Source organism: Vibrio sp. 970 (assembly GCF_033339075.1).
Genome location: NZ_JAWOTW010000017.1, coordinates 13,099 through 26,629, shown reverse-complemented (window position 1 = coordinate 26,629; position 13,531 = coordinate 13,099). Strand labels below are relative to the sequence as shown.

Genomic DNA, 13,531 nt, shown 5'->3' with positions numbered 1-13,531 from the left:
CCCTCGATTACAGTGTTTCGTTTAGAACAAGCGCCAGCAGTGCTTGGCGAGCATACACGCCATTTTGAGCTTGCTGGAAGAAGTAAGCATGAGGCGTTTTATCAACATCAGTTGTAATTTCATCCACACGTGGTAGTGGGTGCAGCACTTTCAAGTTCTCACGCGCGCCTTCTAGTAGTGCCGCCGTTAGGATGTAAGCCGACTTAATATGTGCGTATTCCGATTCGTCAAAACGTTCTTTCTGTACGCGTGTCATGTACAGAATATCCAGTTCAGGAATCACACTTTCCATGTCTGTGTGTAGGCTATATTGAATGCCAGCTTCATCTAGTTCTTCGCAGATGTAATCTGGCATTGCCAGCGCATCTGGTGCAACAAAGAAGAAGCGGATGTTGTTAAACTTTGCTAAGGCTTGAGTCAGTGAGTGCACTGTGCGGCCATATTTTAGGTCACCTACGAATGCGACGTTCAGGTTGTCTAGACGCCCTTGTGTTTCCGCGATGGTGTATAAGTCGAGTAGCGTTTGAGTTGGGTGTTGGTTTGCACCGTCGCCCGCGTTGATCACTGGCACGCCATTTGAAAATTCAGATGCCAAGCGAGCGGCGCCTTCTTGTGGATGACGCATCACAAAGGCATCGACGTAAGAAGAGATGACTTGTACTGAATCTGCGAGTGTTTCGCCTTTCTTCGCCAGAGAGGTATTACCATCATTATCAAAGCCAATCACGTCACCACCAATGCGCTGAATCGCTGTTTCAAACGATAAACGTGTACGTGTTGATGGTTCAAAGAAACAACTTGCAACGACTTTGTTTTTAATCAGTTCTGGTCGAGGTGCTTTTTTAAGGCTACCTGCTGTTTCTACGATAAGTTCCAGTTCTTCGCGTGAAAGCTCTGGAATAGAGATGATGTGCTTCTGGTAAAGCGAGTTCGCCATGATCTTCTTCCCTATAACATTGATGACTACATCCAAATAACCGAAAGGAATTTTGGACATAAAAAAACCTCCCCAATGGGGAGGTTTTAAAATTCAATAGAATTAACGAAAATAACACCACGTAAGCGTAGTCGCTTAGCGAGAGCAAATCGCGTTTTTACGTCAGCAATCAGCGTGGTCATTTCTTAATCCTCAGACAAATTGCCGAGCATTATACGCTTAACTTTCGTGAGCGCAAGCGATTACATCATGGTTTTTATCGGCTGTTTTTGCGCACTGGTTTAGCTTCCTAGCGTCGCAACCATCACGGCTTTGATGGTATGCATACGGTTTTCAGCTTCGTCGAATACGATGGAGTATTCCGATTCAAATACCTCTTCTGTTACTTCAAGGCCTTTCATACCGTATTTTTCAGCGACTTCTTTGCCGACGGTGGTTTCATCATTGTGGAAAGCTGGAAGGCAGTGCATGAATTTCACATGTGGATTACCCGTTTGCTCAATCACGTCCATATTGATTTGATAAGGTGTCATTAACGCTACACGTTCATCCCATGCCTCGGCAGACTCACCCATAGACACCCAAACGTCGGTGTATAGGAAGTCACAACCTTTCACACCTTCCTCAACGCTTTCTGTTAACGTGATTTTTGCACCGGTTTGTTGCGCGATAGTTTGACAAGTTGCCACGAGCTCTTCTTCAGGCCAGAACGCTTTTGGCGCGACAAGGCGAATATCCATGCCCATTTTCGCTGCGCCCACCATAAGTGAGTTACCCATGTTGTTGCGCGCATCACCTAGGTAAGCGAAGGTTATTTCATGCAGCTGTTTACCACGGCCGTGCTCTTGCATGGTCAGGAAGTCAGCAAGGATCTGGGTTGGGTGGAACTCATCCGTTAAACCATTCCACACTGGAACACCAGCATAAGTACCAAGCTCTTCAACAATGGATTGGCCAAAGCCTCGGTATTCAATCCCGTCGTACATACGACCAAGAACACGAGCGGTGTCTTTCATCGATTCCTTATGACCGATCTGCGAGCCAGAAGGGCCGATGTAAGAGACTTGAGCACCTTGGTCAAAGGCAGCGACTTCAAACGCACATCGGGTACGAGTCGAAGATTTCTCAAAGATTAGTGCGATGTTTTTACCTTGAAGTTTCTTCTGCTCTGTTCCTGCATATTTAGCTTTTTTCAGCTCTGCAGACAGTTCGAGCAAAAACTGGATTTCTTTGGTTGAGAAGTCCAATAGCTTCAAAAAGTTGCGGTTACGTAAATTGAAAGCCATAGCTCGTCCCTTAGTACATGTGATTAGATTAATAGAATTCATTAAAACATATAAATGCTTTTATTGTGAATAATTATTTTCAAATAAAGCTAAAAAAGGTTGATGTATTCACATCAACCTTAGTTTTGATTCACCTAATGTAAAGGGACGAGTAAGTTATATATCGTCTCGCTCTATTGGACAGCTCATACAGCGAGCGCCACCGCGACCACGACCAAGCTCGTTACCAGGTACTGTCAGTACTTTGATGCCAGCTTTATCGTATTTTTCGTTGGTGTATACGTTGCGTTCGTAACCAATTACTACGCCCGGTTTTACAGTTAGAACGTTATTGGCATCATTCCATTGTTCGCGTTCCGCTTCATAGCTGTCGCCACCAGTGGTGATGATTTTCAGCTGATCTAAGCCAAGAGCGGACTCAATCGCGTGCAGATAGTTATGTGAGGCTTCAACATGCATTTCACCGTTGCCTTTTGGTGTTAAGCGCCATGTGTCGAGATCTTTGCGCATGATCTCTGGGTAGACAGAGAAAGTATCTACATCCATATGGGTCATCACGGTGTCTAAATGCATACATGAGCGGTGTTTAGGCAGATCAATTGCAATCACTTCGGTCGCTTGGCCTGCTTTAAATAGGCTCGCTGCAAGGTTCTCTACGCCTTGCGCGGTCGTACGCTCAGACATACCGATCAGAACTGCACCTTTACCAATAACCAACACATCACCGCCTTCGACATTAGCATTATCATAATGCAGATCATCGTCACCGAAGTATTTGATAAAATCTTGGCCAGCAAAAATTGGGTGCCAACGATAAATCGCACGTAGGTGGTTTGTTTCACGTTGGCGTGCAGGCATCATCATCGGGTTAAGAGAAACGCCGCCATAAACCCAACATGAGGTATCACGAGTAAAGAGGTGATTAGGCAGTGGCTCAATAACAAAGTCGAGAGGACGCTTCATTTTTGGCAGCATAGAAGATGAGGAGATCGGTAGCTCTGAGTATGCTAAGCCACCTAAAAAGATGCAGGCAAGATGTTCATCATCCATTTCTGAAAAGTATTGGCGTAGGTCTCGCGCAAATGTTGGCCCGTAGCGAAAGTCAGAAATCTGAGTGTTCAGCAGCCATTGTTTTGCTTCTGGAACAGCGAGGGTTTCGACCAGTAAATCGTGGAGGAGAAGCACTTCAACGTCTTGCTCGCGCAGCGTACGTGCGAATGCATCGTGCTCTTCACCTGCCGCTTCTACAGCAAGAACGTCATCAAATAGCAACTCATGACAGTTTGACGGAGTTAAGTGGGTTAGGGCGCGTTCAGGGCGATTTAATAGAACTCGTCGAAGTTGACCAACTTCTGATCCAACGTACAGCTTGCTCATTTTGTATCCTTACAAATTTTCCAGCCATTAGTTATGACAAGCTTCCTAGAAAGATGCAAGTTATCAAGCTTTGTTTATATTCTGGTGTTTCTGGTTTTGTTGGTTTTTTATTTTTATTTTGATTCTTGTGAAATTTATTATTAGATATAAATGCTATTTTACTAAAATTAGAGTGCGTGCGTTTTTATTCTAATTTTCCCGTTGAGAAAGAATACACGCACAGTGCATAAAACGTGCATTTTTATTCTAAATTATGCATTATTAAAGTGAATTTATTCGTTATGCTTCTTCGTTTTACACGTGAGTGTATTCAAGAAAGCATCATAAACACGCATAGAAAGAGAAAATAACCACATTAAGTGTCAATTAGGATGTTCTGAATATTAAAAAATGCCATTCTTTGTTAATTTTTTGTTTCTTTGTGTGGTCGGTTTAATATTTAGATTCAAATAACCGATAAGAATCGCAGTGGTATGATGTTTGTTTGTGGCTTTTCATCGCAATCCATGCCATATTTCACCGGATCAGCATACTCAGTATCGGGTATTGTGTTTCCATCAAGTAACTAATCTGGAGCCAAAACATGTCTCACGAAGATGAATATCTATCAGTAGAAGAATTAATTGAGATTCAAAAGGAAGAGACTCGCGATATCATTGCAGCATTGCTAGAAGATGGCAGCGATCCAGATTCGCTATACGAAATTGAGCACCACCTGTTTGCAGAAGATTTTGACACGCTAGAAAAAGCGGTAGTTGAAGCATTCAAGATGGGCTTTGAAGTTCTTGAAGCAGAAGAAACTGAAGATGAAGATGGTAACAAGTTGCTTTGCTGTGATGCGACTATGGAGTCCGCACTAGACGCAGAAGCGATTGATGCGCAAGTTGAAAAATTGATTCACTTGGCAGAAAAATACGACATCATCTATGACGGTTGGGGTACGTACTACGAAGGCGAAGATGCGCTTTACCCTGAAGAAGATGAAGACGACGAGTAATCAAAGCTCACTACTTTTGGAAAAACCAGCGTTTAACGCTGGTTTTTTTATTCCTTGAAAAACTGACGAATGTGGAGGCGATAAATAATTCACATTGAGTTTATAGGGGATTTCTCCCTATAATGCGTGAAAATTGATCTAGCTCAAGGTGTATATGCAACTCTCACTCGCCGGTTTATGGCAAGTCTCTCCACTGACGGACCTTTCTATCCCACAGGATGACATTACTTTCCCTGCTCCTTTGAGTCAGGTATTGCCAGCTGAACTGACAGAAGAAGCAATTCGTCAGCAAGAGTGGCACCTGATGCATGACATTGAAGTGGACGAATCCATGATGGCATTCCCAGCGGTAGAAATGGTGTTGGGTGGTGTGGATTACCATGCAGAAGTGCGTTTGAACGGAGTAGCATTGTTCGACTGTGACGGTTCTCAAAATGTCTACAAGAAAGACATTCGTCCGTTCATGCAAATGGGGCGTAACCGCTTTGAAATCTTGTTCTTAGAGGAAGAAGAGGATCTTCTGTTTGATGAAGATAAACCTGAGCTGTGCTCTCTGTCCGATCATGAATATAAAAAAAGTGATGAGCGCTTAGGGGTATGGCAAGAACCGTATCTGCAGTTCATTCGCAATGTACGTTTAGACCGCGTGGCAACCGAGCAGATTTGGCACCACGGTGGTGGTTGCGAGTTTAAAGTAGACTTGTACTATCAAACTTTTGCGCCGGGTCTGGTCTCTGCATCGGTTAAGTTTAATGGTATGACTTACCATATTCCTATTGATGTCCGAGCGGAGCATGCGAGCGCTTTATTCCAGATCGAAGCGCCAAAGTATGCCGATCTTACTGATCCTGATCCAAGTGATCTCTACCAATTGTCTGTTGAGTTGGATGGGCAGCACCAAAACTTCACTGTTGCCTTGAGCCAGGAGCTTTGTGTTACCCATGTTGTGCTTTAACTTCTAATAATATTATCTATTACAGCATCTTAAGCATTACGACTTCACATGCATCATGCCCTGTTTGTCCAAGCGGGGCATCGAGATGCTCAAAGCCTAGCTTTTCATACAAGCTTACCGCTTCTCTCAGACATTCAGTTGTCTCTAAATAGCACTGCTGATACCCAAATTGTTCCGCCAATTGTAAGCTCAATGCGACGATGCGTTTGGCTAAACCGTGTCCTCGTGTTTGAGGTAAGAAGTACATCTTTTGTAGTTCACACACATTTGGCTCGCCAGCTAAAGGGGCAAAGCCACCGCCACCAACGATCTCTCCGCGATGTTCAATGACCCAATAGGCGGCCCCGCATTGATTGTAAACCGAATACATATCATCAAGCGTTGGATCGGCCACACCATAACCTTTGTCTGCGGTTAAGCCGTATTCTGCAGAGACTTTACGAATCACATCTGCGACTTGCGGGTTGTCTGCTTTAGTAAGAGGCCGAAGAACGTATTCCTCAGACTGACACACTTTTGTTAGCCCTTTTAGGTAAGTCTCTAGACCAAGTTTGAGTTGCTCTTGCTCGCTGTCATCGAGTTGGGTAAGCAGTTGTTCAAAGAAGTGGTTTTGCTGTTGGTCCAGTTGTGATAACGCCTGTTGGCCTTGCTCTGTAATCGCTACGAGTTGACTACGTTTGTCTTTTGGGTTTTCGATGCTCTCGACCAAACCTAATTTAATCAAACCAGTAACGGTTCGGCTCGCGTTGGACTTGTCGACATTAAGCTGCTGTGCCAGCTGATTGATGGTCAATGGCTGCAATTGGATTTCACCCAATGCGTGCGCTTGCACTGGAGTGAGAGCGACATCGCCGCATTGTTTATCAAGCATACCAAGCAATCGGACGGCTTGACGGGAGTAGTGTCGAAGTTGACGAGCGTTCATTATCACTTACCTCTAAAAATAAAGTTGCGCACCGCAATTAAATTAATTGCGGTGCGCAACCTTGTCAATGGTAAATGTCATTTTTCTCGTTAGGAGACGTAGTGAGCCTCCATGTTTAAGCGTGGTGATGTAAACAAAACTGCGGTGCTGGAGCTTTTTCTGATGATTTACGCATCCATACTTTCTCGTGGAAGTAGTAAGCCACCGTGTTCAAACTCGGCTCTAGCATCGCCATTACGCCGCCGACAAATGCATCACCTGTTAGTAAGTAAACCACGGTAAAAGCGACGCTGAAGTGCACGGTCGCAAAGCTTGCGGTTTTTAATTTGGTCATCCACTGACGAGCTTTAAGTGCTGGGACTTTTGCCCATGCCTTTTCATGAAAGTAGAAGGCTACGGTGTTCACTGAAGGCTCAATCATGGCAATTAAACTACCAATTAGAATGTCGCCTGTGAGTACGTAAGCGACACTAAATGCGATAGTAAAATGCAGTGCTGCGAAAGTTAGTGTCTTTTTCATGATAATTACTCAATCGTGTTTGTTTCGATGAGTTCATTATCGATAATAATTCTCATTAATGCTAATGGGTAATGAGTATTGTTGTGATAGGGGGAAGCTATTGATGATGGTTTTGGTGAAATGTATACAAAAAAGGTTGGCCATGATGACCAACCTTTGAACCAAAAGTGAGAAGTGTTAATTCTTCTCTTTCACTGAGGCTTAAAGCGCAGCGATCGTTGTCTTCTGCTCTTCTAGCTTAGCTAGTGTCTCTTTGTAGCCTTCAAGCTTCTCACGCTCTTTAGCAACAACTGCTTCAGGTGCTTTCGCTACGAAGCCTTCGTTACCTAGTTTGCCTTCGATACGCTTGATTTCGCCGTGAGTCTTCTTGATTTCGCCATCTAGACGAGCAAGCTCAGCATCTTTGTCGATCAGACCTGCCATTGGGATCATCAACTCAGACTTACCAACCAGTGCTGTCGCACATGCAGGAGTTTGTTCGCCAGTTTCAAGCACGCGTACTGCTTCTAGCTTCGCTAGTGACATCAGTACTTGCTTGCTTGCTTCTAGACGAGAGGCATCTTCTGCATTTGCTGCTTTCAGCATAACGTCAAGCGGCTTACCAGGGTTGATGTCGTATTCAGCACGTAGGTTACGGATGCTGGTAATGAACGCCTTCACCCATTCGATATCATCTAGCGCTTCTTGGTTGAAGTTTGCTTCGTCGAATTGAGGAAGTGTTTGTAGCATGATTGTCTCGCCTTCTACACCTTCAACTAATGGCTTGATGCTTTGCCAGATAGTTTCAGTGATGTAAGGAATCACTGGGTGAGCTAGACGTAGAGTCTTCTCAAGAACCGTGATTAATGTACGACGAGTACCACGCTGTTGTGCTTCAGTACCTTTCCATAGAACTGGCTTAGTAAGCTCTAGGTACCAGTCACAGAATTGGTTCCAGATGAATTCGTAAAGCGTGTTCGCAGCCATATCTAGACGGAAGTTGTCGATATGGTTGTTGAACGCTTTCGCTGCTAGTTCAAACTGAGACTCGATCCACTTGTCTGCTAGTGAGTATTCAATCTCACCACCGTTGAAGCCACAATCTTGCTCTTCTGTGTTCATCATTACGTAACGGCTTGCGTTCCATAGCTTGTTACAGAAGTTACGGTAACCCTCAAGACGCTTCATATCCCAGTTGATATCACGACCTGTCGATGCCATTGCTGCAAGAGTGAAACGCAGTGCGTCTGTACCGTATGCTTCGATACCGTTTTCAAACGTCTTACGAGTGTTCTTCTCGATCTTCTTCGCTAGTTGAGGCTGCATCATGTTGCCACAACGCTTCTCTACGAGAGACTCTAGGTCGATACCATCGATCATGTCGATTGGATCAAGGACGTTACCTTTCGACTTAGACATCTTGTCGCCGTTTTCATCACGGATTAGACCAGTAACGTAAACCGTCTTAAATGGTACTTGTGGTTTGCCGTTTTCGTCTTTCACGAAGTGCATGGTCATCATGATCATGCGCGCAACCCAGAAGAAGATGATGTCGAAACCAGTTACTAGAACGTCTGAAGGGTGGAATACTTTCAGGTCGTCAGTTTGCTCTGGCCAACCTTGAGTACCGAATGTCCATAGTGCAGAAGAGAACCACGTATCCAGTACGTCTTCGTCTTGGTGCAGTTCAATGACTGACTCTAGGTTGTTGTTCTTACGAACTTCTTCTTCAGTGCGACCTACGTAAACATTACCTTGGTTGTCGTACCAAGCTGGGATGCGGTGACCCCACCATAGCTGACGAGAGATACACCAGTCTTGAACGTCACGCATCCAAGAGAAGTACATGTTTTCGTACTGCTTAGGAACAAATTGGATGTCGCCGTTTTCTACTGCTTCAACTGCAGTTTTCGCTAGAGGCGCAGTACGTACGTACCATTGGTCAGTTAGCATTGGTTCGATAACCACGCCACCACGGTCGCCGTAAGGAACTTGTAGATCGTGATCTTTCACTTCTTCAAGTAGGCCTAGCTCGTCGAATTCAGCAACGATAGCTTTACGAGCGGCAAAACGCTCCATACCGTGGTATTTAGCTGGTAGCTCAGTGCTGTAAGCGTCGCTTGCTTCGCCGTTGGTGTTGAATACTTCAGAAGCATCACGGATGTTTGCGTCGAAAGTCAGAATGTTGATCATTGGTAGCTGGTGGCGCTTACCTACTTCGTAGTCGTTGAAGTCGTGCGCAGGTGTGATTTTCACACAGCCAGTACCTTTTTCCATATCTGCGTGCTCATCGCCCACGATTGGGATGCGACGATCAACGATAGGAAGGATGATTTCTTTACCGATAAGATCTTTGTAACGTGGATCTTCTGGGTTAACTGCAACACCCGTATCGCCTAGCACGGTCTCTGGACGAGTCGTTGCAACAACGATGTAGTCTTTGCCATCGGCTGTTCTAGCGCCATCTGCTAGTGGGTAGCGGAAGTGCCACATGTGGCCTTTAGTGTCTTTGTTCTCTACTTCTAGATCTGAAATCGCTGTGTGTAGCTTTGGATCCCAGTTAACCAGACGCTTACCGCGGTAGATTAGATCGTCTTCGTATAGACGTACGAAGACTTCTTGAACGGCGTTAGATAGACCATCGTCCATCGTAAAGCGTTCACGATCCCAGTCTACAGATGCGCCAAGACGACGAAGCTGCTTAGTGATAGTGCCGCCAGATTCGCCTTTCCATTCCCAGATTTTGTCGATGAAAGCTTCACGACCGTAATCGTGTTTTGTTTTGCCTTCTTCTGCAGCGATCTTACGCTCAACAACCATCTGAGTTGCGATACCAGCGTGGTCAGTACCTACTTGCCAAAGGGTGTTTTTACCCTTCATACGTTCACAACGGATAAGCGTATCCATGATCGTATCTTGGAACGCGTGGCCCATGTGTAGGCTACCAGTGACGTTCGGTGGCGGGATCATGATGCTGTATGATTCTTTAGTAGTGTCACCGTGTGGCTTAAAGTAGCCTTTCTCTTCCCAAGTCTGATACAGAGCTTGTTCGATTGAAGTTGGGTTGTATGTCTTTTCCATAGCGCTCTTTTAATGGATACGTTGATGGTTGAATCTTAGTCAATCTTTATAAGTGAGGGATCTTAACAAGATCGCCTTAACTATAAGGATTGACCGTTAAGGATATTGAATTTCGATCGTTTGCAGCTGGTAACCTGCTTGACGGTAAATTTTATATCTTTCTCTTGCGAGTTGTTTAGCTTTTTCTTCGCAGGGCACGAAGTCTACCACTTGAGCAAACTTGTTCGCAAAGGTTGTCTCATTTTCCGCCAAATTAATTACCAGCTGACGGTTCCAATTAGGTTTTACACCTTCATGGCCGATTTCAATATTGGTGGCGTATTTCGGTCCCTCGCCTACGAGGTTATGTGCCATGAACTTGTCTGCATCAACTTGCCAAAAGGCTTCAGCGAGCTGCTCGGCGTGTGGTTTGTCTTGGCAGTTTAAATACACTTTAGCGCCTTGGCGAGCAAAGTGCTGAGCCAAAAACACGATGTATTCTTCAAAGCCAGCCACCGTTGCTTGCGGGCTCTCTTCGTTAATGATGTAGAAGGTTGCAGTTTGTATCATTCTCTCACTTGCCTTGGGTCTCTTCCTAAGACCATCTTAAGTCCCACTTTCATTTTAGAAAATTAGGATAATAAAAAAGGGCCTTGCGGCCCTTTTAGATTCTGTTCAGAAATTACTCTTCTGTCTCTTGGCCGCTGCGGTTCAAAAGGAATTGGACAAGCATTGAGACAGGACGGCCCGTTGAGCCTTTCGCTGCGCCTGATTTCCACGCGGTACCTGCGATATCGACGTGTGCCCAGTTATACTTCTTCGCGAACTTAGATAAGAAGCAACCCGCAGTAATTGTGCCACCAGGGCGACCACCAATGTTTGCCATATCCGCAAACGGGCTCTTCAACTGTTCGTGGTACTCGTCTGCCATTGGTAGACGCCATGCACGGTCACTCGCTTGCTCAGAAGCGTTTACTAGCTCATGAGAAAGAGGGTTGTGGTTAGAGATTACACCGCTGATATGGTGGCCTAGTGCGATAACACAAGCACCAGTTAGCGTTGCAACGTCAACCACGCAGTCTGGTTCGAAACGCTCTACGTAAGTCAGTGCGTCACAAAGAACAAGACGGCCTTCAGCATCCGTGTTCAGAACTTCTACAGTTTGACCAGACATGGTCGTTAGGATGTCACCTGGACGGTAAGCGTTGCTGCCAGGCATGTTTTCACAGCCCGCTAGAACACCAATAACGTTGATTGGTAGGTTTAGCTTCGCTAGCGCTTTCATTGTACCGAATACCGATGCCGCACCACACATGTCGTACTTCATCTCATCCATACCTTCGCCCGGCTTTAGAGAGATACCGCCTGAGTCGAAGGTTAGACCTTTACCTACGAGCACAATCGGTTTTGCATCTGAGTCAGGGTTACCTTTGTACTCGATGATAGACATCATAGATTCGTTTTTAGAACCACGGCCTACTGCTAGGTAAGAGGTCATACCCAGTTTTTCCATCTCTTGCTCACCAATAATTTTGGTGGTTACGGTTTCGTAATCGTCCGCTAGACGACGAGCTTGAGAAGCAAGGTAAGCTGGATTAGCTACGTTTGGCGGCATGTTGCCAAGGTCTTTTGAGGCTTTGACACCTGATGCGATAGCAAGACCATGAGTGATTGCTTTTTCACCCAAGTTCAATTCACGACGCGTTGGTACGTTGAAAACAAGCTTGCGCAGTGGGCGGCGAGTCTCAGGTTTCACGCTCTTGAATTGATTAAATGTGTATAGACCATCTTTAGTCGCTTCTACAGCCTGGCGCACTTTCCAGTATGTATCACGACCCTTAACATGCAGTTCAGTTAGGAAACATACCGCTTCCATTGAGCCTGTCTCGTTAAGTGTGCTGATCGTCTTTTGAATGATTTCCTTGTACTGGCGCTCGCCAAGTTCACGCTCTTTGCCGCAACCGACAAGTAAAACGCGCTCTGACAAAACACCTGGTACTTGATGCAGTAGCAGCATCTGACCAGGTTTACCCTCTAGATCACCACGGCGAAGTAGTGAACTGATGTAACCGTCACTGATTTTATCAAGTTGTTCGGCTACTGGAGAAAGGCGACGTGGTTCAAACACACCAACAACGATACATGCGCTACGTTGTTTCTCTGGACTGCCACTTTTTACACTGAACTCCATGCGTACTCCTACATCCTGAAGACAAATTGCTCTAAATGTTAGATAATGATCGCTTACTTGTTGAATTTTAGCTCCAGGCTTACATGCAGAGCTGATTAAGCGACTAACATCTAGTTTATAATTTTTAAAAAAATAAATGGTTCAACGGGAAACTATAGTGATTCGACCAAAAAAACAAGTTTTGTATAGGTAATTTCAGCGTGATTATTGTTAGATATTTGATCCGCGAAACACTCAAGAGCCAATTTGCGATTTTTTTCGTACTTTTTTTGGTGTTTGTAAGCCAGAAATTCATAAGTGTTCTTGCTGATGCTTCTGATGGGGATATTCCTGCTGGATTGATTTTCTCGATTGTTGGTTTGAACATGCCAGCAATGGGTCTGTTAATGCTGCCTTTAAGTCTGTATATCGGCATATTGATCACATTTGGTCGTCTGTATGCAGAGAGCGAAATTGTCGTAATGAACGCGACAGGTATTGGTAATAAATTCTTGGTTCAAGCGGCCTTATACCTAGCGTTGATTACTTCAGCGGTGGCGGCTTTCAATGCGTTGTGGCTATCGCCGTGGTCTCAAGACCGCGTTGAGCAGCTTTATGAGCAGGTAGCGTCAGAAAACAGCGTTGACCTACTTAAAAAAGGTCAGTTCCAAGGTACACCAGACGGTTCATCGGTTGTGTTCATCGATGACATTAAAGACAATACCTTGAGCAACGTTTTTGTTGCGCAGATGCGCCCTCGAGATTCAGTGTTACCGAGTGTGATGTTCTCATCTTCTGGTGAAGTAAAAGAGCTTTCGGACGGTCGTCAGATCATCACTATGAAAGAAGGTACGCGTTATGAAGGTGTGCCTACTCGCGTTGAATATATGATCACGAAATTCGATGAATACGAAGGTGTTATCGGCCAACGTGAGGTCAAAAAGAAAGGGCGAGACTGGGAAGCATACCCAACGGTTGACTTGATAGGTCACCCAGATCCAGAGGCGCAAGCGGAGCTACAATGGCGAATTTCGTTATTTGTGTGTATTCCACTCTTAACAATGCTCGTTATTCCTTTGTCTGCGGTGAATCCGCGTCAGGGACGGTTTGCCAAAATGGGGCCTGCGATTCTGATCTACCTAGCGTATTTCTTGGCGATCAGTGCAACCAAATCTGCATTAGAAGATGGTGACATCCCGGCTGCTATTGGTATGTGGCCAATCAATGCGATGTTGCTGATTGTTGCTATCATGGCGAATATGATGGACAGCGTTGCTGCTAGACGAATAAAAGACAAATTCCGCAAGAAGAGGCTCGCGTAAGCT

The 13,531-nt window shown here is 45.1% G+C and carries 12 protein-coding genes; 3 read left to right on the top strand and 9 right to left on the bottom strand.

Going from position 1 to position 13,531, the window contains the following annotated elements; translation table 11 throughout:
* Nucleotides 1–7 precede the first annotated feature (7 nt).
* From pyrB to arcA, 4 genes are all read right to left on the bottom strand, one after another.
* The gene (gene pyrB, locus R7Q11_RS20440; RefSeq protein ID WP_005381085.1) at nt 8–937 is read right to left on the bottom strand and encodes an aspartate carbamoyltransferase; all 930 of its coding nucleotides are present in this window, start codon (nt 935–937) and stop codon (nt 8–10) included.
* 86 nt (nt 938–1,023) lie between these two features.
* Nucleotides 1,024–1,119 carry a hypothetical protein gene (locus tag R7Q11_RS20435; RefSeq protein WP_005381084.1) on the bottom strand — a complete coding sequence of 32 codons (96 nt, stop codon included), beginning with the start codon at nt 1,117–1,119 and terminating at the stop codon, nt 1,024–1,026.
* A gap of 99 nt (nt 1,120–1,218) precedes the next feature.
* On the bottom strand, nt 1,219–2,223 hold the full coding sequence (locus tag R7Q11_RS20430) for an ornithine carbamoyltransferase (RefSeq protein ID WP_005385520.1): 1,005 nt from the start codon (nt 2,221–2,223) through the stop codon (nt 1,219–1,221).
* Between the two features lie 156 nt (nt 2,224–2,379).
* Nucleotides 2,380–3,600: an arginine deiminase gene (arcA, locus tag R7Q11_RS20425; protein WP_005381082.1), complete on the bottom strand. Its 1,221-nt coding sequence runs from the start codon at nt 3,598–3,600 to the stop codon at nt 2,380–2,382.
* Between the two features lie 583 nt (nt 3,601–4,183).
* Between arcA and rraB the strand changes: the two genes are divergently transcribed.
* Nucleotides 4,184–4,597, top strand: a complete 414-nt coding sequence (gene rraB, locus R7Q11_RS20420; protein WP_005381081.1) for a ribonuclease E inhibitor RraB — start codon at nt 4,184–4,186, stop codon at nt 4,595–4,597.
* A gap of 154 nt (nt 4,598–4,751) precedes the next feature.
* Entirely contained in the window at nt 4,752–5,552 is an 801-nt protein-coding gene (locus R7Q11_RS20415; RefSeq protein WP_033906208.1) for a glycosyl hydrolase 2 galactose-binding domain-containing protein, read from the top strand.
* 19 nt (nt 5,553–5,571) lie between these two features.
* On the opposite strand, the gene R7Q11_RS20410 is transcribed toward R7Q11_RS20415, so the two are convergent.
* The 5 genes from R7Q11_RS20410 to pepA form a co-directional block, all read right to left on the bottom strand.
* Complete coding sequence (locus R7Q11_RS20410) at nt 5,572–6,477, bottom strand: bifunctional helix-turn-helix transcriptional regulator/GNAT family N-acetyltransferase (RefSeq protein WP_080996865.1); 906 nt, start codon at nt 6,475–6,477, stop codon at nt 5,572–5,574.
* Nucleotides 6,478–6,592: 115 nt separating this feature from the next.
* Entirely contained in the window at nt 6,593–6,997 is a 405-nt protein-coding gene (locus tag R7Q11_RS20405; RefSeq protein WP_005381078.1) for a DUF2061 domain-containing protein, read from the bottom strand.
* Between the two features lie 201 nt (nt 6,998–7,198).
* Nucleotides 7,199–10,057 (bottom strand): valine--tRNA ligase, encoded by a 2,859-nt coding sequence (locus R7Q11_RS20400; protein WP_115386304.1) that lies wholly within the window; start codon nt 10,055–10,057, stop codon nt 7,199–7,201.
* Nucleotides 10,058–10,153: 96 nt separating this feature from the next.
* Nucleotides 10,154–10,603, bottom strand: a complete 450-nt coding sequence (locus tag R7Q11_RS20395; RefSeq protein WP_031777270.1) for a DNA polymerase III subunit chi — start codon at nt 10,601–10,603, stop codon at nt 10,154–10,156.
* A gap of 115 nt (nt 10,604–10,718) precedes the next feature.
* The gene (gene pepA, locus R7Q11_RS20390) at nt 10,719–12,227 is read right to left on the bottom strand and encodes a leucyl aminopeptidase (protein ID WP_005381073.1); all 1,509 of its coding nucleotides are present in this window, start codon (nt 12,225–12,227) and stop codon (nt 10,719–10,721) included.
* 200 nt (nt 12,228–12,427) lie between these two features.
* Here pepA and lptF point away from each other — a divergent pair, with 200 nt between their 5' ends.
* Nucleotides 12,428–13,528 carry an LPS export ABC transporter permease LptF gene (gene lptF / locus R7Q11_RS20385; RefSeq protein ID WP_005381072.1) on the top strand — a complete coding sequence of 367 codons (1,101 nt, stop codon included), beginning with the start codon at nt 12,428–12,430 and terminating at the stop codon, nt 13,526–13,528.
* Nucleotides 13,529–13,531: the final 3 nt, after the last annotated feature.